The sequence below is a fragment of the Hoylesella timonensis 4401737 = DSM 22865 = JCM 15640 genome, from assembly GCF_000455445.1.
Classification (GTDB): domain Bacteria; phylum Bacteroidota; class Bacteroidia; order Bacteroidales; family Bacteroidaceae; genus Prevotella; species Prevotella timonensis.
In genome coordinates, this window is the sequence record NZ_HG417092.1 from 164,529 (window position 1) to 187,265 (window position 22,737).

The window sequence follows — 22,737 nt, forward strand, 5'->3', positions numbered from 1 at the left end:
CCAAAATGAAAGTAGACATTTCCCATTCGCAGACGCTGCCTACCAACGACCTGCTCAACCTGCCCGATATAGACGGGGTGTTTAATGAGGTGAAAGGACCATCTGTTCCACAACCCTCGCAAACTGCACCCAAAACAGCGCAGCCCAACATCCACAAGTCTGATGACAGTTGGCAGCTCTTCCAGCAGTATGCACAACAATACGGCTACCGTGTCAAGAAGTACGACCGCAAGAACTACGAGATAGACAACGAGGTAGTGGAGCTGCTGAAGCTCTGCAATATCAACAACATGTCGGTTACCGACATCATCAATGCCGCCCTCCGTGCCTTTATCGGCACCAACAGTGACTACCTCAAAGAGTTTCTACGCAGTAACGATTATATTGTCAATAACCTTCAAAGTCATGTATAGGCAAAATATTATCTGGACCGTATCAATGGTGGATTTCCTTATCGACCACCACAAGAAGATGAACAATACCGCTTTAGCTGGACATTTGGGTATTTCTCTGAGCTGCCTACGGCGGAAGTTGCATGAGTTGGGCTTGCGTAAACGTCCTGTCACCAAGGCGATGGCGGCGGCTGACACGGTCAGGCAGTTATATAACAATCACTCTCATAGTGAGATAGCACAGTTTACAGGTATATCTACTAGGTCGGTTTCACGAATCGTTAAGAAGTACCACCTTGAAAGAACGGCAGACGAAATCCGACAGATACGGTCGCGCAGCAGGAAGAGCATCATCAAACGGGAGAAGGCCCGCGTGTTGTTCGGACTACCACAAAAAACAAACATCAAGGTGGTGGGCAACAAGAAACGTGTAGTCTTGAAGAGCATCCTGAAATCGTATGGCTATCTGGCCATTCCTGGCCATAACACCTTATATTATAATGAACAGCTGAAGCGCAGACCGATCCGTGAGAGCAATGGGCAGAAGCTGGGATTGCAGTTTCAGCCAATGAGTGTCTATCTTGCCATGCCGGTTCAATGTCCATCGTTCACTTAATGCCAATTGCGTATGAGTTTTCAAATATTCCTTGGTTTTATTGTGGCTTGCTACCTCTGCTATTACTTGGGTACGGTGGCCTACGACCTGCTGGCAAACAGAAAGCGTGCTACCAGCGAAGACGATAAGGTACAGGAGGAAGCCATTGACATCTCCGATGAAGTAAGGGAATTTACGCCTATCCTTATCACTCGCCCCATCATCAAGAAACAGAAGACGGCTGCCCTGAAACGGAAGCAGACAGCAGAGCTCTTGATGACTGGCGGTATTGAAGTAAACAACCTGCTGGTCAAGGTGGAAGACCTGTCGAAAGACGGTGAGAACAGCGAACTGGGCAGCTTGCTTGCCAAATGGAAGGAGTTTGATCCCGAAAGAGGAGACCTTTCTCCATAAAACATACCAACCTTTTATCTTTAATATTTCTGACCTAGCACTTTAACTTGTTTGACTTTCGGCTTTAACATGGAATTGAATTTCAAATTTAATCCATTCGATTATGTCGCAATTGAGAAAACAAGCAGTAAAATGCGTGGGACGTGCTTGGAGTTTTGCGAAGTGTCAGTCTTTGAAATTAGCAGTAAGCGTGGGAATGTTCGCCATGAGTACTGGAACAATGCTGGCCAACAGCAAGGGTGCTGGCGGATTTTCCAAAGCTACCACGGAAATCTCTTCGTACCAGACCCCAGTTTCCAACCTGATGAAGGCCATCGCAGCCGTCATCGTGTTAGTAGGAGCGTTCAATGTGTATTTCAAGATGCAGAACGGCGACCAGGACGTGAAAAAGACTATCATGCTCACCATCGGTGGCTGTGTGGCTTTCATCGCCATGTCGGAAGCTCTTCCGCTCTTCTTCAAGTAATCAATCGGTGGGAGCCGGACCTGCAACCAAGCGTCTGGCTCCTACCAAATTTCAAAGTTTTATGGAAGATTTCTTTCCTATATACAAAGGCATACAGAAACCGTTGGAGTTCATGGGCATCAGAGGGCGTTTCCTAACCTTTGCCGCCATTGCCATCGGTGTATCCTTTCTCGGTTTCATCCTTTTTTCCATCATCCTGGGCAAGCTGGCTGGCTTTATTGCCATGATTGTTCTTGCCCTTGTCGGACTGGCCACCATCTACATACGGCAGCGCAATGGGCTTCACGCCAAGCATCGGAATAAGGGTATTTACATCTATCATGGGATTTTCAAACACTAACGGTTATGGTACAGCAAAGAAAACCTTTCGATAAACTTTTCTCCCAGTTGCAGGACATCAGGGATAAGGACGGGAAACTGCTCAATACGGTGCTCTGGTCCCAGAAGGGAAATCCGTCCGTACTCTTCGAGATTGAGAATCCCGTGCAGCAATATTGTACCGATGCTGACCTATATTGCCTCTTCCAGGACGTACTGGCCAACATTATAAAGACACTCGGTGAGGGGTATGCCCTACAAAAACAGGACATCTTCTGCAAGCAGGAGTATCACCATGAGCCGGAGGGAGGACAGGAGTTCTTGACCGAAAGCTACTTCAACTACTTCGAGGGACGGGAATATACCGACATACGCACCTTCCTCATCGTTACGCAGGAGTGTGCGCACAATGCCTTCGTGAAATACGACGCCAAACGATGGGAGGACTTCCACGTCAAAGTAGCCAAGATAGCTGACATTCTGCAAGAGAAAGGTATCGCCCACCGCAAGCTGAGCAAGTCGGAGATAGACGAGTATCTTCACCGCTTTATGGCATTCCAGTTCAAGCAGGGTCCATTCTCCATGACCAATTTCAAGTGTTCTGATGAGAACCTGAAGATAGGCGACCGGACGGTAAAGTCTTTTCCCTTGGTGGATATAGATGAAATCAATATGCCTAACTTCGTGAGGCCGTTCCTTTCGGTCAACATCAACGGCACCTACATTGCCACCGACCTCTTCTCTTTCCTAACGGAGATACCTTATACTGACTGCGTCATCTACAATCAGGTCATACAAATACCTGCCCAGCGCAGGCTTATGCGCAAGCTGCAAAGCAAAGCGAAGCGCCACGGCTCCATGCCCGATCCGTCGAACCGCATCGCCAAAGAAGATATAGAACGACTGTTGGACACACTGGCTGTGGATAGCAAACTGATGGTTTATACCAATTTCAATATCCTCGTCAGTTGTCCGCACGACAAGATAACGCCGGTTACATCGTACATCGAGACAAAGCTCTACGACTGTGCCATCATGCCCTCTCGATCGGCATATAACCAGCTGGAGCTCTTCACGTGTAGCTTTCCCGGCAATGGCTATGCCTTCAATCCTGATTACGACCTTTTTCTTACGCTGTCGGATGCGGCGCTCTGCCTATGCTTTAAGGAGCATCTGAAACATTCTGAGGAGACGCCGCTCAAAACCTACTATACAGACAGGCAGGGACTTCCTGTGGCGATAGACATTACCGGTAAGGAGGGAGTACACAAGTACACTGACAATGCTAATTTCTTCTGTATCGGACCCAGTGGCAGCGGTAAGAGCTTCCACATGAATAGTGTGGTGCGCCAGCTTCTGGAGCAGAATACGGATGTGGTGATGGTAGATACTGGAGATAGCTACGAGGGTATATGCAGCTACTTCGGTGGCACCTATATCACCTACTCCAAAGAGCATCCCATCTCCATGAATCCGTTTAAGATTACGAAGACGGAATACCGACAGAACTTCGGGGAGAAGAAGAACTTTCTCAAATCGCTTATCTTCCTCATCTTCAAGGGAAGCGAGATGCCTTCAAAGATTGAAGATGCTATCATCAATCAGGTCATCGTGGAGTATTATGACGCTTTCTTCCACCCCTTCCGTGGTTTTTCCGCAGAAGAAAAAGATAGGTTGCGCCACCGGCTCTTGCTGGAGGATAAAAAGAACGGTGAGTATGAGAAGTATGGTGAGAAGGTGGAGCATAGCTACTATCAAGATTTTGAGGGATATCAGGGAAACACTTCTGCAAGTGTAAATGCAGAAAGCAGAGATACCATCTTTTCTGAAGCCGAGGTTGCGCATCACATCAAGGCAAAGCGCCAGGTAGAAAAGCTGCATGCTCTGGTCAATGACCAGGCTGCGACGGAGGGTGAGAAGGTGGCTGCCAACCGTCAACTCATGCGCCTCATGGCTGAGGTTATCGAAGGCAGCTACCTCATGCGCATCGAACAGAAAATCGAGAAGATGGAGCAGCGCAGACGTAAGATGACGGTCAGGAAGCTGTCCTTCAACACTTTCTATGAATATGCGCTGGAACGTATTCCACAGCTGATGACCGAAAAGAAGATAGCCTTCGACATTGACAACTTTGCTGCTATTCTCGAACAGTTCTACCGTGGTGGCGAGCTGGAGTGCACGCTGAACAACGATCTGGAACAGTCACTCTTCGATGAACGGTTTATTGTCTTCGAGATTGACAAGATCAAAGATGACCCTGTGCTGTTCCCTATCGTGGTGCTCATCATCATGGATGTGTTTCTCCAGAAGATGCGTATCAAGAAAGGCCGAAAAGCTCTCATCATCGAAGAGGCATGGAAAGCTATCGCCTCGCCTACGATGGCAGAATATATCAAGTATCTCTACAAGACGGTGCGTAAGTTCCACGGCATCGCCGGAGTAGTGACACAGGAACTGAACGACGTGATTGATTCTCCCATTGTCAAGGAGGCTATCATCAACAACAGCGACGTGAAAATTCTGCTTGACCAGGCCAAATTCAAGGATCGGTACGATGACATCGCGGCTATCCTCGGACTGACAGCGGTTCAACGACAGCAGATCTTCACCATCAACAGTCTTAACAACCACGAGGGGCGGAATTACTTCAAGGAGGTATGGATATGCCGTGGACAGGTATCGGATGTGTATGGTGTGGAAGAACCGCCTGAATGTTACTGGGCCTACACCACGGAACGGGCGGAAAAGGAAGCCCTCAAGATTTACACGAAGCATTATGGTGGTAACATCCAACGGGCCATCACAGAGATAGAGAAAGACCGCAGAAAGGCAGGGATAAGCAAATATCTCGATTTCGCGCGGCATGTCAACGAACATCAAAACATTATGAGCTTATGGAAAAGTTAAGGTTAATTTTCGTTCTGGCGATGCTCCTTGCCTCGCTGAACATTCGGGCTGGCTGGCGTGTGGTGATAGACAAGAAAACCACGGCCGCCGTTATGTCCAACGCTGCTTCGCAGAAACTCATAGAGGACAGGCACAACGGGCGTCTGGATTCCATCAATACCAAGCAAGAGAAGCTGATGAAATATACAGCTACGATGGCAAGCATCAAGGAACTTTACCAACTCTCCATGCAGAACATCACTGGTTTTGGGGAAGAAAGCAGATACTACGGTGAAATCGTCTCGCTCACAGCCAGCATCTTCAAGGATGTGCCCATCGTGCTGAAACAGCTCGGCAAGTCACCGGGCAAGAACTATGTGGTATGCCTCAATGAGATGACCAATCTCGTGTCCGAGACGCAAGGACTGGTACACGACTTTGTGGATATTGTAAACAACGGCAAGGTACGCAATCCTTTGGGCACGGCCAAAGATGACGGCAAGGACGACGGATATAACCTGCTCAACCGCTATGAGCGGCTGACGATGGCCAACAAGATCTACAGTCGTCTGCTTGAAATCCACTATAAGCTGGAGGTTATGGTGATGATGTGCCAATTCGGTAACAACTGGGGGGATGTGCTCATGGCCATTGACGTGGAGTCGTGGGCTGCCTATATCACGGCTCAAAACTCCGTTGACGGGTTGATTGATAACTGGAACGGCTTGGGTGTCTAAAAATGTTTGGCTTATGAAAAAGGCATGGAATATAAAAAGATATGGGCTGTTGTTATGGTGCTTCATGGTAGCAGCTCCCATCTTTGCCGATGTTATACCGACGCCGAGGGATCCGCTAACCATTGAAGCCCTTATCAGTCTGCATAAACTCATCAAGGGTGAAGAAGACAAGGCCTTGGCAAAGGTGGCAACGAGTTTTGGTGAACAGAGCATCATCACAAAGGGTGCTACCAAGTTCAATGATGTCAGAACGATCTTGGACAGCAAATTGAATAATGGCTATTCCTACGTCATCTTAGCCAGCGCATTGGGTTCGACAGTCAACAGCATGTATCGCCTGATACAGGAGTACTCCCAGTTTACACGCTCCACTTTTCAATATACCTCCAAGAAACCGATGGTGGCATGGTACTATACAGAAGCGAATATGGCTTGTGCAAGAGAAATCAAAAACATCAAAGCCCTTTATGCATCACTTGCCGCCAGCGGTGTCAATGTAATGAAGGCCTCAATGGACGAGAAGCTTCACCTTATCATGGAGTTGAAGACTTCCATAGAGAACATGAGAGGTATCATCGACGGTGCCAACGTCTGGTGTAGCATCATTACCGTCGGCGGGGTCAGATACGATTATATTTGGGACATCCTCAACAGTGAGGTGACAGACAAAATAGCAGAAGGAGTAATTAACAAATGGAACAGTATTTGAGAAAATTTCTATTCATCATGACAGGGTTACTTAATCTTTCCCTGTCCACATTTGCACAGCATCCGACCTACGATGACCAGAAGGAAAAGCAGTGGAAGTCAATGGAGAACGGACCATGGGACTTTGCTCCTGCATGGTATTATTACTTATTACACAAGAAATATAGCGGCGGTGAGGCTTACTGGCAATGGAGATTTCTCAAATCTGGCTGGAGAGTTAGGTTTAAGGAAAGTAAGTCCAGCGTGAAACGCATCATGCCCACTCGTATCACCGCCGAAGAGACGCAACGACAGAAGATGAAGGAAACCGAACAGGAACGTGCGAAGATAGAAGAACTCTACAAGGAGGAAGTGGCGCGTGCCGCTGACAGGAATGTCGATCTGGTTTATTCCTCCTTCAAAGCCGACTTCGAACGCATGCAGAATTCTATTTCCGACGGACTGCTCTTCTGTATGCAGAGGAGCAGCGGCAAACTGAAATTTCAGGTCGATGAGCTGACCCGGCAGAACGAAATGATTTGCCAGGATATAGCCTATATCCATCAGACGGGTGTGGGATATGAACTTGAAAACGCCAAACGGCAGAAAGCCTACCAACAATATAAGAAACAGATGGAGGAAATTGTCAGTCGCGTGGCGCATCTTGTAGGCATGGCGCAAAACTATTACAAACGATAAGATTATGGTTACAGATATTTTGATGAATATTGCTAGTCAGCTACTCACCATGGGACTGCCCTCTATCGACCAAAGCCTTGAGAAGCTGCTGGTGGCGATGGAGACTTTTCCGAAGTCGGCGGTGCTGGGCAACACCGTGGGCTACGCCCGTGTCATAGGCTTGTGCCTCGCCCTTTGTGTGGGTTCCTACGAGTGCTGGATGATGATGCTTGGGCGTAGGGCGATGGACGTAATGAAACTTCTCCGCATCGTGGGACTGTCCATCTGCATCACTTACAGTTCTTGGATCTGTCAGGAACTGGCCCGACCGGGCAAAGCGTTGGAGGCGACCACCAAACAGATGGCGAGCAGCAAGAACAAGGAAGTGGCTGCGCTGGAACTCAAAGTAGCACAGAAGCAGTCGGACTATCTCAAACGACTCCGCCAAGTGCAGGACAGTATTGAGACAGCGAAGCAGGTACAGACCATCGGGGAGGATGCCCATTGGTGGGATAAGCTCATCTACAACATGGAAAATCTGGGCACGACCATCAACAACTATGCGCAGCGAGCCACCGTAGCCGCTGAGACAAAAGTGTCGGAATGGATAAACGACGTGATACGTTTCATCGGTGAACTGATATTCCAGATGTCGTATTATGGCATCTTGGTAGCTCAGCGTATTTTCATGGCTATACTGGCCACATTTGCCCCCATCATGTTCGCCCTCTCGATAGTACCGCCATGGAGCAGTGCATGGTCGCAATGGATCAGCAAATATCTGTCCTTGTCGCTATGGGGATTTGTCACCTATATGTGCCTGTACTATATCGACTTCATCCTGATGTATAACCTCGGAGAGGACCTCAATGCCTATGGCAGGCTTCTGCAGGGGCAGGTGAACTCTTGGGGACAGATAGGCGCTTTGGGCATTCAGGGCATCGGCTCCAACTGCATGTATGCTATGGGTATGCTGGTGGGTGCCTATATCATCCGTTTCGTCCCTGAAGTGGCATCATGGCTAATTCCAGGGGGTGTGAGTTCAAGTGCTGGCAGTGCAGCTGGAGCTGTCGTGGCAGGAGCCGTGGGCGGAGCTGTGGGCAGTGCCGCTTCTACTGGAGTGGGTATCGCTTCAGTGGCTACACCAATGGCGGGCGCGGCAGTCTCTGGTGCGGCGCATCTTGGCGCGGCTGGTATGGCAGGAGCTGTGAGCGGTGCAAGTGGCTATTCCGATGGCGGAGTGGCTACTATGGCTGGAGTCATGGGAGGCGCTGCCTCAGGTGTGGCGAAAGAGGCCAAACACATGTTCAAAGAAAGCTCTGCTGGCAAGGCGGCATCGAAGATGGGCAACTCCATGAGAGATTCTTATAACAGAGGAAAATAAACTAAAAACGACAGGATATGTTAATACAAAGTTTGGAACAGAAAACAAGGCTCGCGCTGACAACTGTACTGCTGACCATCATCGGCAGTACGGTGGTCTGTGCCTGCTGCATCTTCTACTGTGCCAAGTTGGTAACGGAAGAGCGTAATCAGATTTATGTCCTCGATGGCGACATTCCTTTCCTCGCTGAAAGGAGTAAGCAAGAGGCGAATTTTGTCATGGAGGCAAAAGCACACATCCAGCTCTTCCATCAGTATTTCTTCAATCTGCCGCCCGATGACGACTATATCAAATGGACACTGTCCAAAGCCATTTATATGGCGGACGGTACGGCTCTCAAACAGAAACAGGCGATGGAGGAAAACGGTTTTTACTCGGACATCGTCTCTTCTTCGGCCGTGTGCATGATCATCTGTGACTCCATCAAGCTGGACGAACACACTCGAAAGTTCAAATACTACGGTACGCAGATTATTAAACGTCGTTCACGCGACATGAAACGCTCTCTTATTACGGTGGGCAGCATTGAGAATGTACCTCGGACAAGGAACAATCCGCACGGTCTGCTGATTACCAACTGGAGAACATTGGAGAACAAGGATTTAGACTACTAAGGGTATGAGGAAGAAAATGAAACGTGCGAAAGAGGCCAAGGCCAGATGGGAACAGGAAACCAAGGGGAAACTGGAGTCCTTTGTAAGGAAGCTCTCTTTGCAATGGAAGATACGGGAACGGATAGATGCTGCCAACGCATGGGCTGTGAAACACCCGAAGCGTACGGCGGCCATAACCATCGGTGCGCTGGTCTGTTCGCTCTGCTTGGGGATAGTCGTGTCACTCTATACTCCGCAACCCAGCAAGGATATTGTGGGGGAGATAGAGAATGTGCAGCCTATGTTCGCCGGACTGCAGAGCATACAGAACGGCAAGAACGTACAGGTTCGAGAGATCGGACAACTGGCTCTGCGAGGACAGCGGCTGAAATGGGAACTGGATTCCTTGGTACGTATTCCTATCAAGACGCATCAGGATTCCACGCTTATCATCTATAAATATAGGCAGCTCGAAATGATAGTGACAAACTTAAAACATTAATGATATGAAAGAACTGATTAAGAAATTCTTGCTTAAAGCTGGACTGAGAAAGGAGGATGATCCGTCGGACGCTGCACGGACGGAGGCTAATGCAGAAGCGCAGGGCGAAAATAAGGAAGAGTCCGACGAAAGGGAAAAGACAAGTCCGAAAGAACCTCCAGTGGTGAAGCCCTTGTCACAGGGCAAGAGTTGGTGGCGCATCGATTTCAAGCAGCCCAAGTATATCTTTCCATTGGCCATTCTCCTGCCCATCTTGTTCTTAGGCTATGAGCTGATAGGTGTGTTCGGAGGTCAGGACGATGCCAAGAAGGGCGTTGCCACCGACAGTATCAACGCTTCGCTGCCCACAGCAGCCAATGATGAAATGGGGGACAAGATGGCGGAGATGAACAAACGTTATAACGAGGAAGATGCGGCATCGGCAGTGAACGGCATCGGTGAGGACCAGCCACAGCAGGACTCGCTCAGCAACAGTTATCAAGAGCATGAGCTGGACGATATAGACCGGCAGAATGCTATCAATGCACAGCGGCAGAAGGACATGGAAGCCTTGCAACAACGACTGGAACAGTCTCGGAAGCACATCAATGCCTATGAGGGTGGAAATTACGGCGGTGCATCCAGATACGGTTCTGGCAGCAGCTACGGCCGTAGATCCCGACAAACGGAGATGGATGACTATGCAAGGGAGGTGGAAGCGATTCAGAAGAGAAGCCTTGCCAGGCAAAAATCCTTGGAGAGGAGCATGGGCATCGGCGATGAGGATGAAAGTGTCAAAGAATCAAAAGTGTCACAGTCCTTCAATGCACCTAATCGTAAGCCCAAAGAGAAACCAGCCATTGTCAAGAAGGTAATAGAGGGTAATGCGGATAAGTTCAACACCGTCAGTGCCGAGTCTACGGCGGAGGTTCCGTTGATCCGTGCCATGATAGACAAGACGACCAAAGCACACGATGGTACGCGCCTCCGCTTCAAACTCCTCGATGATGTGACGCTCAAGGGGACAAAACTGAAAAAAGGCACCTATCTCTACGGTACGGTGACGGGATTCGGTCAGCAGCGTGTCATGGCTTCCATTACCAGCATCTTGGTTAAGGATAAGTTCATCAAGGTGGGACTATCCGTCTATGACAATGACGGCATGGAGGGCTTTTATGTGCCGGAATCGGCATTCCGTGACTTGATGAAGGATGCCAAGGCGAACGCCTTGCAGAGCAATATCAACTTCGACGGTGGGTATGGCGGCGGACTGAGTTCTGAGGCAGTGGCTCTGCAGGCCCTACAGAACATGTACCAATCAGCAACCTCTGCCGTATCTGCCAATATCAGAAAGAACAAGGCACGAATCAAGTACAACACCATCGTCTATCTGGTCAATACCAATGCTGAGTAGCATTCAACAATTCATCAAACATTAGAAAATATGAAGCAGTTTTTAGTTATCTTGGTTGCCCTCATGGGATTGTGTGGCAGCCTTCAGGCACAGAAAATGTATAAGAACATTGAGGCAGACTCGGTTTCGGTGAGATATATCCGCAACGCAAGGCTCACGGACAGCTACATCTTTGACGAGAACAGACGCAAGGATGTGGTGTTTGTCAACGAAGAGGTGACAACGCATCTGCTGATGCCAGAGAATATCAAGCTCGTGGACATTTCGACGAACAAGATTGTAGGTAACCAGTGTACGGACAATATCGTGCGTATTAAACCCTCCAGGAGAATGTACGACAATGAGTTGGTAGGTACAGTTACCGTTATCGGTGAGCGGCATATCGTACAACTCAACGTGGTTTATACTGCCGGACCAGCGAAAGCCAACTCCATCTATCGCATCAAGACCAGGGATATGGGCAGATATGAGAATCCCGACGTGACGATGCCACGTAAAGAAATGGCAGCCTACGCCTGGGCTATCTTTGCCAGTAAACCGCAAAAGCATATCCGTTCCCATGAGTATGGCATTAGGGCAAGAGTGAACAACATTTTCAGCATCGGTGATTATTTCTTCATCGATTATTCACTCTACAATGCCACCAAAATCAAGTATGACATCAGTGAGGTACGCATCAAACTCACGGACAAGAAGGAGCTGAAGGCCACCAATTCGCAGACAATTGAGCTGACTCCAGTCTATTCCCTGAACAGTGCCAAGAGCTTCAAGAAGGCATATCGTAACGTGCTGGTACTCGACAAGCTGACCTTTCCTGAAGAAAAGGTGCTGAAACTGGAGATTTCGGAGGAACAGATTTCTGGTCGTGTCGTCACACTCAACATTGACTATAAGGATATTCTTCATGCCGACGGCATTGGTGAACAGATAATGGCGTTCCTCCCGGTTCTTAATTCTCAAAAGTAGCATCATGGCAGTAGAAGAGACAAGGGAACAACAACAGATGTACAACACGTTCAGGAGTTGCATCTACCTTTTCTTGATTGTAGAGCTAATCATGAATCTCCCCATCACGGCGGACAACCGTGTGACGGGATTTATCCTGGAACTCATCACACGCTTCAAGGTTTTCAACAATGTAGCATCGTGTAAGCTCATCGAACTGATATGTATTGGTGTGACCTGCATCGGTACACGTCCACAGAAGGCGTTGAAGTTCAACGTCAAGACAATGGTGCTTTACCCTATCGGCATCGGCATTACGTTCATCGCGCTCTGCATGATGCTTCATAAAGGCGTCTGGGGCGGAGTTTCATTTGGCTTCCCTACCAATCGCGTGCTCTACGCCATGACTTCCATTATCGGTACGATGCTTCTGCATCAGGGGTTAGATGGTATCTCTCGCTACTACAATTACAAATTGGGTGAAGACCGTTTCAACTTTGAGAATGAGTCGTTCCAGCAGTCGGAGGAACTGAATGAGAATCCTTATTCTGTCAATATCCCGATGATCTACTATTTCAAGGGACGCATGCACAAGGGATGGATTAACATCATCAATCCGTTCCGTGGAACCATTGTACTGGGAACGCCCGGTTCTGGCAAGTCGTTTGGCATCATCGACCCATTTATCCGTCAGCATGCGGCCAAAGGCTTTGCCATGATGGTGTATGACTATAAGTTCCCGACATTGGGAAAGACGCTGTTCTATCAATACTGCAAAAACAAGAAGCTGGGCAGGTTGCCGGAAAACTGTGGGTTCCACATCGTGAACTTTACCGATGTGGAGTACTCCAACCGTATCAACCCTATACAACGGAAGTATATCCCTGACTTGGCAGCAGCGGCTGAAACAGCTGCAACGTTGCTTGAATCGCTTAACAAGGGGGGCGACAAGAAAGGCGGCTCGGAGGCGTTTTTTCAGAACTCGGCCATCAATTTCCTTTCGGCTATCATCTATTTCTTTGTCAACTTCCATCCGACGGGGTTCAAGGACGGCAAGAAACTTACTCGTTACATCAAATACAAGGGGAAGAAACTAAGGCTGATGACAAAGAACTGGCATGACTATCGGGCTGTCGACAAGAACGGTAACATGATTCTTGACTTTGTGGATGAGCTGAGCCACGATGTGTCGGTGGATGAGGATGGCATGTTCGTGGATCTGAATGATTTCACTTATATCAGCCGTAACGGACAGAAAGTGCATATCGCTTCGTCCTGGTATGAGGATGAGCAGGGGCAGGTAGTGGAGCCTGACACCATTACAGGAGAATATTCGGATATGCCACATGTACTATCCTTCTTAGGTAAGCAGTACAGTGACGTATTTGACATCCTGATGCAGGATCAGAAAATACTCTCGCTCATGGCTCCGTTCCAGTCGGCTTATACCAACAAAGCGATGGACCAACTCGAAGGTATGGTGGGTACGCTCCGTGTCAATGCAGCTCGCTTGGTTTCACCGGAAGCCTACTGGATATTTACGGGGGATGACTTCGACCTGAAGATTTCAGACCCTGCCAGCCCTTCCTATCTCGTGATTGCCAACGACCCGGAGAAAGAGCAGATTGTGGGGGCACTGAATGCGTTGGTGCTCAACCGTCTCGTGACCCGTGTGAACAGCAGAGGGAATATCCCTGTTTCCATCATCGTGGATGAGCTGCCAACCTTGTACTTTCATAAGATTGACCGACTGATCGGCACGGCGCGAAGCAACAAGGTAGCAGTGACGCTTGGTTTTCAAGAGTTGCCACAGCTGGAGGCGGACTATGGCAAGAATGGGATGCAGAAGATTATTACCACCTGTGGTAACATTTTTATGGGTGCCGCCCGCAACAAGGAAACGCTTGAATGGGCGCAGAATGACGTGTTCGGTAAGGCGAAGCAGACGTCCAAGTCTATTACCATCAATGACCAGAAGGTTTCCACGTCTATCTCGGAGCGGTTGGACTTCCTAGTCCCTGCTGCTAAGATAGCGGACATGGCGACTGGTTGGCTCGCTGGTCAGTCAGCTCGTGACTTCACACCTACGGAGGGCAGCATGATGCAGGGGTTTGACATAGAGAAGTCGGAGGAGTTCAAGACCTCGAAGTATTTCTGTAAGACCCACTTTGATATGGAACAAATCAAACAGGAGGAAAGTCTGTATGCCGACCTGCCAAAGATTTATCAGTTTGCCTCCAACCGTGAGAAGGAAATCATGCTGGGGCGTAACTTCAAGCGTGTCAATGACGAGGTGGATGCGATGATTGCGGAGTTATTGGGCAAAGAAAAGAAAACAAAGTGACATGATCCTCGTTCAAGGTAAAGGGTTGTCAGGAAGCGCATTGAAGGTAATTGCATTGGTGTCCATGACATTAGACCACATAGCCTATTATCTGATGGACAAAAGCATTGCCTACGATGCCATGCGAACGGTGGGTAGGATGGCTTTCCCCATCTTCGCATTTCTGCTGGTGGAGGGATATGTGCATACCCGTTCCGTAAGGAAATATGCGCTGAGTCTTTTCATTTTTGCTCTTGTGTCGGATATTCCGTGGTGGCTACTGAATCATGACAATACACATAATGTGTTCTTCACCCTGCTGTTGGGACTGGTGGCAATAGAGGGGTTAAGCAATATTGGTAAGAAGTTTTTGCCCTGTTGCGTCTTGATAGTTGCAGTCTGTGGCATCGCTATGTGGCTACACGTCGATTATGAATATTCAGGAATACTGCTGGTTTGTACGTTTTACGTGTTTCGCAAACACAATGTAGCGAAATGTCTTTTGGCCTCCCTTTTTATGTACCAGTACAATGTGATTGGGGTTTGGCTGGGATTGGCTGCTATCCTTTGCTATAATGGGCAGAGGGGGTTTATTAGTGGACAATATGCGAAGTATTTGTGCTATACGTATTACCCCATACATATAGCATTATTACAGTAACATTGTATCTTACTTGAGCAAATTGAAAGAACTATGTTACCCGTGTTGTAGGGCGGGTCGATATAGAATACGTCTATTTTCCCAGCATGGGTGTAGCTGAGGGCGGTGAGGGCGTGCAGATTGTCGCCCTCTATCAGGATGTGGTTGGGATAATGCTCGGTTTCCGTGTCACCCACAATAGCACGCTCTTTCACCTCGGTAAGCGCAGGTAGTTTCTCTTCGAGTTGCGCCTCCACGGCCTCGGGCTTGTCCTCCCACACCAGCCCATATTTCTTGTGGCTCCGAAGCAGCCCTATAAGCGCCGCCTTCTCGTCGTCGGTCAGCCCCTGCAGGGTTTTCAGCTTCTTCACCAGTTCGTATTTGTCCATATATTGGTTTGATGTTTTAAGTTCTGTTCTTATCTTCTTAAAGATACTACTTTTAGTTGTGGAGCATTTCCACAAAAACGTTGGATAACATCTATTGGTAATTGGAAAGCTCGTGACAAATCAAAGTCTGTGTAGCCCAACTCTGTCTTGAAGAGTTGATAAGCTTGCGTGAAACTTTGAGGTAAGTCTAAGAAAACCATACCCGGCTCATGTTTTTTATAATGGTGTCGGCTCAACTCAATGTTAAGATATTGATATCTATTTTTATCTATACATCCCAACGACCATGCCCGCCTGATAATAGCAGCCATAGATGTAAGCCAATGTAGCTTAAGAGGCATCAGACTGGAGAGACGAAGGCCATAGAGAGAGTTGCGGATTTCTTTTTCAGGCATCAAAAACTCGGAAGCAAATCGGAAAGCTTCGTCTTCCTTGTCCCGATATTCGGGTATGGCAAATTCTCTGGATAGGTGCATCACAATATGCCCTAACTCGTGTGCAATGGTGAGTCGCTTCCGATCATTACTGAAATCTCGATTGATCACCATCACAGGTATGCCCTTGTCGGTAAGGAAGGACACGCCGTCAAAATTTTCCTTATCGTAAGTTTGTTCCACAATGATGATACCATATCGTTCGAGCATGGTACAAATTTCTTTGACCGTTCCTTGTATAATGCCCATATATCTACGAGTGAACTGAGCAGCATATTCAGGAGTGAAGTCATCCTCCAAGTCAATTGTCTTGAGTGTAAAAGTTGGAAAATCTATAGAATCAGCCATTTGGTCTACAATATACCCTATCAGCTTGTTAGATTTCTCTATATCTTCTTTCGTTCTTTTAGTCATGCCTGATTTGCGCCTGTAGTGGGCATTCTCCACGTTATTGGATATAGATAATGTGTAAAATCCTTCAGGGAAACCTAAAAATTCTATGATTCTCTTTAAAACTTCATCAGAGAGTACTTCTATACCTTTCTCAAATTTAGATAAGTTGGATTGGGATAAACCTACGATACGAGAAGCCAGCTCACTTTGGGTGTACCCTCGGTATTCCCTTGCAAATGTTAGTTGTTTTGGACTTATGTTCATATCGTTTTATTATTAATATAAAGTATATGACAAGAGTAAGGTGTCTCTATCTATTATTCTGCTTTCTTGATAAGGGCCTTTGCACTTTTCTTTACAGAGACTCCACCTGTAGGCGGTGTCGGTGCAAAGTCTAATTGGGGAAGCGTATTATCTTGAATACCTTCTTCATCAATGATCCACTTCACCTTCTCCTCGTCTATGTAAACAATGCGTGGATGAACAATAACACCAAAATCGTTAGTAGTATAACCAAAAAACAAAATGGGCGAGTTTCCATCCTCATCTGGGCCAAACAGGTTCCCCTGATATTGGTTTCCAATACTCGTGGAATTCTTGGTCTTGATATTCATCGGCATACCGTTTCTACCCAACTTCTTAAACAAAATGACATAGCCCTTGTTAAACAAAAAGAGTCTATCGTATTTGCCACGTTTGACATTGTCCCCAAAATGTCTACGCCAGCACTGCATCACCTTCGACTGTAGAGTAACAGCAGCTTGTGTCCTCACTCTGTCTTCGGGTGCAGTCAAACCTAACTCCTGCTGGTACAAGGGTAGGGCTTCATGGAAGCCCATAAACAACTTGGTGATGTCATCGCCAAGATCGAATTTGCATTCATCTGGGTTAGTTACTCTTTTTCGTTTTGCTTTCTCAGGTAAATTGTTTACCTTTGCATCGAAATTATTATGCTTCATACTTAATAATTTTATGAGTCATCTGACTCGGTTAGTAATCTCTGTTGCCGCAGAGATTATTTTCTGTGCAAAGATATATATTTTTTTAGAAAAGTTGTAGTTTTGACTATATATTTTTTTAGAAAAAATGTATTTCAATGCTCGACCATTCAAAATTTTTTCTGTGGTCACAAAAATTATAAGCTATAAGCAACCTGCTTCACTTTATTTATATATTCACAATCTTCCGAATACCCGATTCTGTTCAGGAAATCGTAGTAGTTGCCGCCCTTATATTTGTACTGCACATAGTCTTTATAGGCTTTGACGCTCTCTTCCCATGAGCTGAATGTGTAGTAGTTGCCGTTGCTGGGACGACGTAGTCCAAAGAGGTTATTGTTTTCAAGACAGACTCTGGAAGTGAAGTAACCTGTTTCAAGCAGGGCTTGTGCCACTACGATTTGGGGGAACTTCACATCATACTGACGGAGAACGGCCATCAGGTTTTTGATGTTCAACGCTCGGTCTGGCTTTGTGCCGAAGCGGAGATATGCCATTTTATCTTGTAATTCAGTGATGTAGACTTTGAGATAATCAACGAAGTGGTTAGGGTCCACACTTCTGCCTTCCTTTCGTAGTCTGATGTGTAGATGTGGTCCTGTAGTTTTACCTGTATTCCCTGATATTGCCACGATGGTTCCTGCCGTCACCGCATCGCCCTCATGGACGGTTATCATGCTAAGGTGTCCGTACAGACATTCAAAGATGCCATGCTCCAACACGATATAGTTGCCGTAGCCTTTGTTCCCATAGTGTACTTTCTTGATGATACCAGGCAGCATAGCATAGACATGGGCATGGTTGCATTGCAGGTCGATGCCGTTATGAAAGACAGTGCAGTTGCTCACAGGGTCTTTTCTATAACCATAGGCAGAAGTGAGTTTCAGGAAGTCAAGAGGTAAGCAAACATTCATACGCTGACTAATCAAGCCAAAAAGCAGGGAGTCCTTCACGTTGACAAACAGTGGTACATCCTTTTCGATACTCACTTCCATGCCGTTTCCTGTCTGGAACGAAATATCCATAGGACGAACCTTTATAGTGTCCTTTTGTTGTGTCGTAACTCTTTGTTTTACAGCCATTTTCTGCTTTGTAACTATCTGTGGTCTGAGGGTAAAGAACTGTGCTGCCATATCACTACTAAAAAACATGGCAGCAGTGACAATCAGAAATAATCGGTATCGTTGTCTTATATTCATCTTCTTTTGATAATTTTGTTCAGTGCGGTGCCCTCTTTTCGGGTTTTTCGTTTACAAATTTACCTTCAAACATTTAACGTATGGAAGATGTGATTACTTTTCAAGCCCAAGAAACTGTTTTAGACAAATTGAAGCAGTTGGGTATCAACGAGGAGAAACTGGCGTTGATGCCTGATGCTCTGAAAGTTCCGCTGCTTTGTGGAGAGGTAACGCCTGTTTTCATAGCCAACACGGAAACATCAAATGGCAAGGTGATACAGTTACCGATGAAAGCCCAATTCGTACTGGATGATAACGAAGAAGTGTTACTGATGACTTACCCACTCCGTAGAGAGGTTGCCAATGAATTAGGACTTAACCAAAATGAGCTCCAACGAGTGCTGTCTGGCGAGGTAATACGCAAGGAAGTGGACGTGGAGGGAGAAAGGAAAGTAAGATTTGTTCAGCTGGATAAGGAAACGAACTCGCTCATGCACCGTAATGTGACCAGCATTCCTATCGAGACAGAACTACAAACACGAGATAAAGTGAAGGACATCGAGCTGGGTGCCAATCAAAAGGAGGCTTTGCAGAAAGGTAAACCTGTGGAATTGGATCTCGGCGACACCAAGGTAACGGTGGGCGTTGACCTACGTGAGCCACAAGGCTTCAAAATTGTCAACGGCGACATGAGGGAGTGGGAACAATTGCAAAAGATGCGCTACGATGATGCTCACGAGGATTTTATGGGTTATGTGATGACCGACGAAAACCGCTGGGAATACCAGAAAGTGGTGGAACGCCAAGCCATGACCAACAACCCCTCGGAGTCTATCGAAAAGAAACAGCATACTGGCTTGATTCGATAGCACAAGACGAATAACCATCCTCCCAACAAGGGATTCTTTAATATTCTGCTCCCGGCTTGTCACTTTCATAAGAGCCAGTGAGTGCTTTAACATTCCTCTCTATTGGCGAGTTCTTCTGTTGTAGAACTGTAGCGTTAAAGCATATCACGACAAGCAAGGTGGGTAGAAAGAAATATAAAAATCTTGATTTCGACTACATCGTCAGCTCCGTGGCTGGCTATGCCAAAGTTGCTCCTATTGCCCGAAAGGTGAAAGCTGGGGACGACATGGCCATTGCCAAGGCTGCGGCGATGATGACTGCGGCAGTCAGGAATGTCATGCCTAAAGACAAGCAGGTGGTACTGGTACCTATCCCAAACCGCACCGGCAGGGCCGGTTACACCAAGACGCTGGCCGAGAAAATAAGCGAAGCACTGCATCTGCCTGTCATCGACGCGCTGGCAAGCAATACCCACGATCCGCTTTATCTGGTGAAGAAGGCCAATGGCTCGCTCGATGAGGTGCCGCTCTATTTTTATCGCATCCGCAGGCTACCCAGGAACAAGATACCCATACTCATTGACAATGTACTCGACACCGGGCATACGGCAATGGCCGCATATGAAGCAATGGGCAGACAGGACACGCTGATGGCGGTACTCGGTGATACGCATAAATTCACGCCCAACAAATGGAAGTCGGATATTTACCCTTTAATTGACAACAATATGGCAAGTAAGAAAAAAGAAGAGGTGCAGCAGCAAGCTACCCTGAAGGAAGAGCCGACGGCTCAAACCGAGAAAAAAGCTGCAAAGAAAACGACAAAGCTCCCGAAGTCAAAGACGCTGGCAGAGCTGTACGAGAACATGAAGGAGATGCACCCTGATGCCATCCTGCTCTTCAGAACGGGAGACTTCTACACAACCTTGAACGCTGATGCCTCCAAGGTGGCTGACACATTGGGGCTCAAAGCGAACAAGCCTGCCAAGGCAGAAGACGGCTCTCTGCAGGTTACATTTCCCCATCATGCGCTGGACACGAATCTGCCCAAACTCATCCGGGCTGGTCTTCGTGTGGCTATCGTGGACAGTCTGGAGAAGAAGCAAAATGTGGAGAAAGCCGTGTCTGAGAAAACGGAAACGACAGCACAGGAAAAGAAAGAGGAAGGAAAATCGGTGGAAAAAACGGAAACCGTCAAGCAGGAGCATCAGCCGCGTGAGCCGCAGATGGTTACGGTCAATGGCGACAAGGTTTCCCATGCCCATGCCTTCCAGTCCAAGGTGAATCCAGCCGACTGGTTCTATGTGGCGCAGCTCAATGGGAAGCAGCTCAACCCCATGAAGATGGACGCTGTCGACATCGCTGCCTATCAGAAACGGGAAGCGAAGGTGGAGAATATGATGCAGAAATATTATCCCACAAAGCTGGCACCCAAAGTATCTGCCGAGGAGTACAAGGCCGCCAACATCCTATCTGACGGCAGGGTGATTGACAAGATGACAGTGTATAAGGAGAAAGATGAGCAGCGGGCTGACTATGGCAAGTACAAGCTCTATGCCCAGGTGAGCGACCAGCGAATGTCGGCTCCTATGACCAAAGAAGACCAGAGTGCTTTCTTCGACCGCGTGACGACACCGGCGGCATTGGTGGAAAAGAACTTTGGCGAACGGCTGCACCTGGCATCGGCCTACGCCGTCTATCAGCTCCCTGCCAACATCAAAGTGGAGGATATTCGGGTGGCAAAGGACAACATGGACGGCAAGTGGAAGATTTCAGCAGCCGTGGGCGAGAACGGACGCACGGACAAGAAGGCGATTTCCTTTGACGACGGCTTTTCTCTCTTCCAAGCCAAGACCGTCACTCGTGAACAGCTGGCAGCCAAATATCTCTCAGATGACATCAAAGTACTGTCGGGTCAGAAGCAGGCTATCAGCAATGGACTGAAGATGTAGCCCTTGGGGGGATTTCTATAATGAACACAGATAACATAAATTTAAAGAAAATGGCATATAGTTTTGAAGAGCTGGTCCAGCTCAAACAGGACAGACGGATAGGATGGCTGCAGTTCACGCTTGAAGGTGAACATGCGGACGACTTCATGCAGTGGTGCAAGGAACACAACATCCATCCCAGCGAAGATACCGCAGAGTTCTATATGGAGTCGGTGGAACTGAGTATGCAGGATAAGCAAATCTTGGCGGAGGACGACTATGACTACAGCTGGAACTGAAACAAAGACGCTCGGTCAGAAAGCCGTGGACAGGTTCACGGAGATGATGATTGAGCGCATGGAACAGATGAAGTCCGTTGGCTGGCATAAGGGGTGGATTGGCAGTGCTACTGCCCCTGGTGCCATGCCGCAGAATGTATCTGGGCGTGGATATTCGGGAAGTAACTCTTTCTTCCTCCAACTGGACACGGCTCTCCGTGGCTACTCCATGCCCGTGTACCTCACTTTCAAGCAGGCCAACGACATGGGAGCACATGTGAAGAAAGGTGAGTCGGCTATGCCAGTGCTCTACTGGGATATCATGGCAAGGGACAAGGATGGTAAGAAAGTTTCTAAAGAGGCCTACCGCAAGATGAGCCTTGCAGAGCGGATGCAGGTGCAGACCATTCCTTTCCTGAAAGCCTTCAATGTGTTCAATGTCGATCAGACCAATCTGGTTGAGGTGAAGCCTGACAAGATGGAAGCTCTCAAAAAGCTGTTTGCCCCACCGGAGCTGCGTGATGCCGAGGGGATGTTTACCAGCAAGGCTCTCGACCGTATGTTTGAGAAGCAGGAGTGGATTTGTCCTATCCAATATGACAAGCAGGTACCCGGTGCATACTTCTCTCCCTCCAAGGATATCATCGTCATTCCAAAGAAAGAGCAGTTCAACATCGGCAAGACACTGGAAGAGGTCTATAAGGACGGTATGGAATACTACTCCACGGCCCTGCACGAGATGGCTCACTCCACCGGTACGGAACCTCGGCTGAACAGGGGCAGCCATGAGAAGTTCGGCGATGCGAAATATGCCAAGGAGGAACTGGTGGCTGAGCTGACGGCAGCGATGGTAGGCAACTCAATGGGCTTTGACAAGCGTATTCTGGACAACAATGCGGCTTACCTCGATAGTTGGATCTCCACTCTCAAGGAAAATCCTAAGTTCATCGTGTCGGTGATGGCCGACGTGAACAAGGCTGCTAACATGGTACTGGAAGAGGTGGACAAGCAGAAAATGGCGTTGGGTGAAGAGCCTTTACTCGGTAAAAACAGAAACCTTTCTACCGACATTCCCAAGGACAAGGTCGTTTTTGAGAACGCCTCCATCATCAAGCAAAATGATGGCGACTATGCGGTGCGAGCCTCATTCCAAGGTCAAGATTTGGGACTCAAACCGATTGACCGAAATTTGGGCATCCTTTATTTCTCTCTCTCGGAAGAAACGGAGAAGGCGCGTCTGCTCTCCCATACGCTGGAAAAAAGTTTTGGCGATGTGGTCATGGCACAGACACAGCAGCATGCTCATCGTATGAAAATATAACCCTTTATACTTGT

Annotated in this window: 23 protein-coding genes and 1 pseudogene; 20 read left to right on the plus strand and 4 right to left on the minus strand. The window is 47.8% G+C overall.

What is annotated here, in order from left to right:
* Positions 1-5: 5 nt before the first annotated feature.
* The 16 genes from BN35_RS04135 (at position 6) to BN35_RS04210 (ending at position 14,974) form a co-directional block, all read left to right on the plus strand.
* Positions 6-413: a hypothetical protein gene (locus BN35_RS04135; RefSeq protein WP_007175122.1), complete on the plus strand. Its 408-nt coding sequence runs from the start codon at positions 6-8 to the stop codon at positions 411-413.
* Positions 406-1,008 (plus strand): hypothetical protein, encoded by a 603-nt coding sequence (locus BN35_RS04140; protein ID WP_007175123.1) that lies wholly within the window; start codon positions 406-408, stop codon positions 1,006-1,008. Before BN35_RS04135 ends, BN35_RS04140 begins: the two co-directional genes overlap by 8 nt.
* A 12-nt stretch (positions 1,009-1,020) precedes the next feature.
* Positions 1,021-1,401 (plus strand): hypothetical protein, encoded by a 381-nt coding sequence (locus BN35_RS04145; RefSeq protein ID WP_007175124.1) that lies wholly within the window; start codon positions 1,021-1,023, stop codon positions 1,399-1,401.
* 103 nt (positions 1,402-1,504) lie between these two features.
* On the plus strand, positions 1,505-1,867 hold the full coding sequence (locus BN35_RS04150) for a DUF4134 domain-containing protein (RefSeq protein WP_004347460.1): 363 nt from the start codon (positions 1,505-1,507) through the stop codon (positions 1,865-1,867).
* A 61-nt stretch (positions 1,868-1,928) separates the two neighbouring features.
* Positions 1,929-2,207, plus strand: coding sequence for a DUF4133 domain-containing protein (locus BN35_RS13020; protein ID WP_004342148.1), 279 nt, complete (start codon positions 1,929-1,931; stop codon positions 2,205-2,207).
* Positions 2,208-2,212: 5 nt separating this feature from the next.
* Entirely contained in the window at positions 2,213-5,092 is a 2,880-nt protein-coding gene (locus tag BN35_RS04160; RefSeq protein WP_028901159.1) for a TraG family conjugative transposon ATPase, read from the plus strand.
* Positions 5,080-5,808, plus strand: coding sequence for a hypothetical protein (locus BN35_RS04165; protein ID WP_028901160.1), 729 nt, complete (start codon positions 5,080-5,082; stop codon positions 5,806-5,808). The genes BN35_RS04160 and BN35_RS04165 overlap by 13 nt, the downstream gene beginning before the upstream one ends.
* Positions 5,809-5,821: 13 nt before the next feature.
* Positions 5,822-6,517: a hypothetical protein gene (locus BN35_RS04170; protein WP_028901161.1), complete on the plus strand. Its 696-nt coding sequence runs from the start codon at positions 5,822-5,824 to the stop codon at positions 6,515-6,517.
* A gap of 17 nt (positions 6,518-6,534) precedes the next feature.
* On the plus strand, positions 6,535-7,194 hold the full coding sequence (locus tag BN35_RS04175) for a DUF5045 domain-containing protein (protein ID WP_234396732.1): 660 nt from the start codon (positions 6,535-6,537) through the stop codon (positions 7,192-7,194).
* 4 nt (positions 7,195-7,198) lie between these two features.
* Positions 7,199-8,557, plus strand: a complete 1,359-nt coding sequence (locus BN35_RS04180) for a membrane protein (protein WP_025072517.1) — start codon at positions 7,199-7,201, stop codon at positions 8,555-8,557.
* 17 nt (positions 8,558-8,574) lie between these two features.
* Positions 8,575-9,171, plus strand: a complete 597-nt coding sequence (gene traK, locus BN35_RS04185) for a conjugative transposon protein TraK (protein ID WP_025072516.1) — start codon at positions 8,575-8,577, stop codon at positions 9,169-9,171.
* Positions 9,172-9,175: 4 nt separating this feature from the next.
* A complete protein-coding gene (locus BN35_RS04190) occupies positions 9,176-9,652 on the plus strand; it encodes a hypothetical protein (protein ID WP_025072515.1) in 477 nt (158 codons plus the stop codon).
* 4 nt (positions 9,653-9,656) lie between these two features.
* A complete protein-coding gene (locus BN35_RS04195) occupies positions 9,657-11,045 on the plus strand; it encodes a conjugative transposon protein TraM (RefSeq protein WP_025072514.1) in 1,389 nt (462 codons plus the stop codon).
* A gap of 30 nt (positions 11,046-11,075) precedes the next feature.
* On the plus strand, positions 11,076-12,011 hold the full coding sequence (traN, locus tag BN35_RS04200) for a conjugative transposon protein TraN (protein ID WP_004347476.1): 936 nt from the start codon (positions 11,076-11,078) through the stop codon (positions 12,009-12,011).
* A 4-nt stretch (positions 12,012-12,015) separates the two neighbouring features.
* On the plus strand, positions 12,016-14,334 hold the full coding sequence (locus BN35_RS04205) for a type IV secretory system conjugative DNA transfer family protein (RefSeq protein WP_028901162.1): 2,319 nt from the start codon (positions 12,016-12,018) through the stop codon (positions 14,332-14,334).
* Between the two features lies 1 nt (position 14,335).
* A complete protein-coding gene (locus BN35_RS04210; RefSeq protein WP_007175135.1) occupies positions 14,336-14,974 on the plus strand; it encodes a TraX family protein in 639 nt (212 codons plus the stop codon).
* A gap of 35 nt (positions 14,975-15,009) precedes the next feature.
* Here the strand turns inward: BN35_RS04210 and BN35_RS04215 are convergent.
* The 4 genes and pseudogenes from BN35_RS04215 to BN35_RS04230 form a co-directional block, all read right to left on the minus strand.
* Positions 15,010-15,342 (minus strand): annotated as a pseudogene (locus BN35_RS04215) (site-specific DNA-methyltransferase); the annotation flags it as partial.
* 29 nt (positions 15,343-15,371) lie between these two features.
* Entirely contained in the window at positions 15,372-16,433 is a 1,062-nt protein-coding gene (locus BN35_RS04220) for a helix-turn-helix domain-containing protein (RefSeq protein ID WP_007175137.1), read from the minus strand.
* Positions 16,434-16,486: 53 nt separating this feature from the next.
* Positions 16,487-17,128, minus strand: coding sequence for a hypothetical protein (locus BN35_RS04225; RefSeq protein WP_007175138.1), 642 nt, complete (start codon positions 17,126-17,128; stop codon positions 16,487-16,489).
* Between the two features lie 176 nt (positions 17,129-17,304).
* On the minus strand, positions 17,305-18,366 hold the full coding sequence (locus BN35_RS04230) for a peptidoglycan DD-metalloendopeptidase family protein (protein ID WP_007175140.1): 1,062 nt from the start codon (positions 18,364-18,366) through the stop codon (positions 17,305-17,307).
* A gap of 80 nt (positions 18,367-18,446) precedes the next feature.
* On the opposite strand from BN35_RS04230, the gene BN35_RS04235 reads away from it, so the two are divergent.
* The 4 genes from BN35_RS04235 (at position 18,447) to BN35_RS04250 (ending at position 22,723) form a co-directional block, all read left to right on the plus strand.
* On the plus strand, positions 18,447-19,214 hold the full coding sequence (locus tag BN35_RS04235) for a DUF4099 domain-containing protein (protein ID WP_007175141.1): 768 nt from the start codon (positions 18,447-18,449) through the stop codon (positions 19,212-19,214).
* 158 nt (positions 19,215-19,372) lie between these two features.
* Entirely contained in the window at positions 19,373-21,145 is a 1,773-nt protein-coding gene (locus BN35_RS04240; protein ID WP_025072512.1) for a MutS N-terminal domain-containing protein, read from the plus strand.
* A gap of 50 nt (positions 21,146-21,195) precedes the next feature.
* Positions 21,196-21,423: a hypothetical protein gene (locus BN35_RS04245; RefSeq protein WP_025072511.1), complete on the plus strand. Its 228-nt coding sequence runs from the start codon at positions 21,196-21,198 to the stop codon at positions 21,421-21,423.
* Positions 21,404-22,723 carry an ArdC family protein gene (locus tag BN35_RS04250; RefSeq protein WP_007175144.1) on the plus strand — a complete coding sequence of 440 codons (1,320 nt, stop codon included), beginning with the start codon at positions 21,404-21,406 and terminating at the stop codon, positions 22,721-22,723. The genes BN35_RS04245 and BN35_RS04250 overlap by 20 nt, the downstream gene beginning before the upstream one ends.
* Positions 22,724-22,737: the final 14 nt, after the last annotated feature.

Bases quoted from the DNA above. Each gene is read 5' to 3' on its own strand.
- BN35_RS04135 (WP_007175122.1), top strand. From the start codon at position 6: ATGAAAGTAGACATTTCCCATTCGCAGACGCTGCCTACCAACGACCTG.
- BN35_RS04140 (WP_007175123.1), top strand. From the start codon at position 406: ATGTATAGGCAAAATATTATCTGGACCGTATCAATGGTGGATTTCCTT.
- BN35_RS04145 (WP_007175124.1), top strand. From the start codon at position 1,021: ATGAGTTTTCAAATATTCCTTGGTTTTATTGTGGCTTGCTACCTCTGC.
- BN35_RS04150 (WP_004347460.1), top strand. From the start codon at position 1,505: ATGTCGCAATTGAGAAAACAAGCAGTAAAATGCGTGGGACGTGCTTGG.
- BN35_RS13020 (WP_004342148.1), top strand. From the start codon at position 1,929: ATGGAAGATTTCTTTCCTATATACAAAGGCATACAGAAACCGTTGGAG.
- BN35_RS04160 (WP_028901159.1), top strand. From the start codon at position 2,213: ATGGTACAGCAAAGAAAACCTTTCGATAAACTTTTCTCCCAGTTGCAG.
- BN35_RS04165 (WP_028901160.1), top strand. From the start codon at position 5,080: ATGGAAAAGTTAAGGTTAATTTTCGTTCTGGCGATGCTCCTTGCCTCG.
- BN35_RS04170 (WP_028901161.1), top strand. From the start codon at position 5,822: ATGAAAAAGGCATGGAATATAAAAAGATATGGGCTGTTGTTATGGTGC.
- BN35_RS04175 (WP_234396732.1), top strand. From the start codon at position 6,535: ATGACAGGGTTACTTAATCTTTCCCTGTCCACATTTGCACAGCATCCG.
- BN35_RS04180 (WP_025072517.1), top strand. From the start codon at position 7,199: ATGGTTACAGATATTTTGATGAATATTGCTAGTCAGCTACTCACCATG.
- traK (WP_025072516.1), top strand. From the start codon at position 8,575: ATGTTAATACAAAGTTTGGAACAGAAAACAAGGCTCGCGCTGACAACT.
- BN35_RS04190 (WP_025072515.1), top strand. From the start codon at position 9,176: ATGAGGAAGAAAATGAAACGTGCGAAAGAGGCCAAGGCCAGATGGGAA.
- BN35_RS04195 (WP_025072514.1), top strand. From the start codon at position 9,657: ATGAAAGAACTGATTAAGAAATTCTTGCTTAAAGCTGGACTGAGAAAG.
- traN (WP_004347476.1), top strand. From the start codon at position 11,076: ATGAAGCAGTTTTTAGTTATCTTGGTTGCCCTCATGGGATTGTGTGGC.
- BN35_RS04205 (WP_028901162.1), top strand. From the start codon at position 12,016: ATGGCAGTAGAAGAGACAAGGGAACAACAACAGATGTACAACACGTTC.
- BN35_RS04210 (WP_007175135.1), top strand. From the start codon at position 14,336: ATGATCCTCGTTCAAGGTAAAGGGTTGTCAGGAAGCGCATTGAAGGTA.
- BN35_RS04220 (WP_007175137.1), bottom strand. From the start codon at position 16,433: ATGAACATAAGTCCAAAACAACTAACATTTGCAAGGGAATACCGAGGG.
- BN35_RS04225 (WP_007175138.1), bottom strand. From the start codon at position 17,128: ATGAAGCATAATAATTTCGATGCAAAGGTAAACAATTTACCTGAGAAA.
- BN35_RS04230 (WP_007175140.1), bottom strand. From the start codon at position 18,366: ATGAATATAAGACAACGATACCGATTATTTCTGATTGTCACTGCTGCC.
- BN35_RS04235 (WP_007175141.1), top strand. From the start codon at position 18,447: ATGGAAGATGTGATTACTTTTCAAGCCCAAGAAACTGTTTTAGACAAA.
- BN35_RS04245 (WP_025072511.1), top strand. From the start codon at position 21,196: ATGGCATATAGTTTTGAAGAGCTGGTCCAGCTCAAACAGGACAGACGG.
- BN35_RS04250 (WP_007175144.1), top strand. From the start codon at position 21,404: ATGACTACAGCTGGAACTGAAACAAAGACGCTCGGTCAGAAAGCCGTG.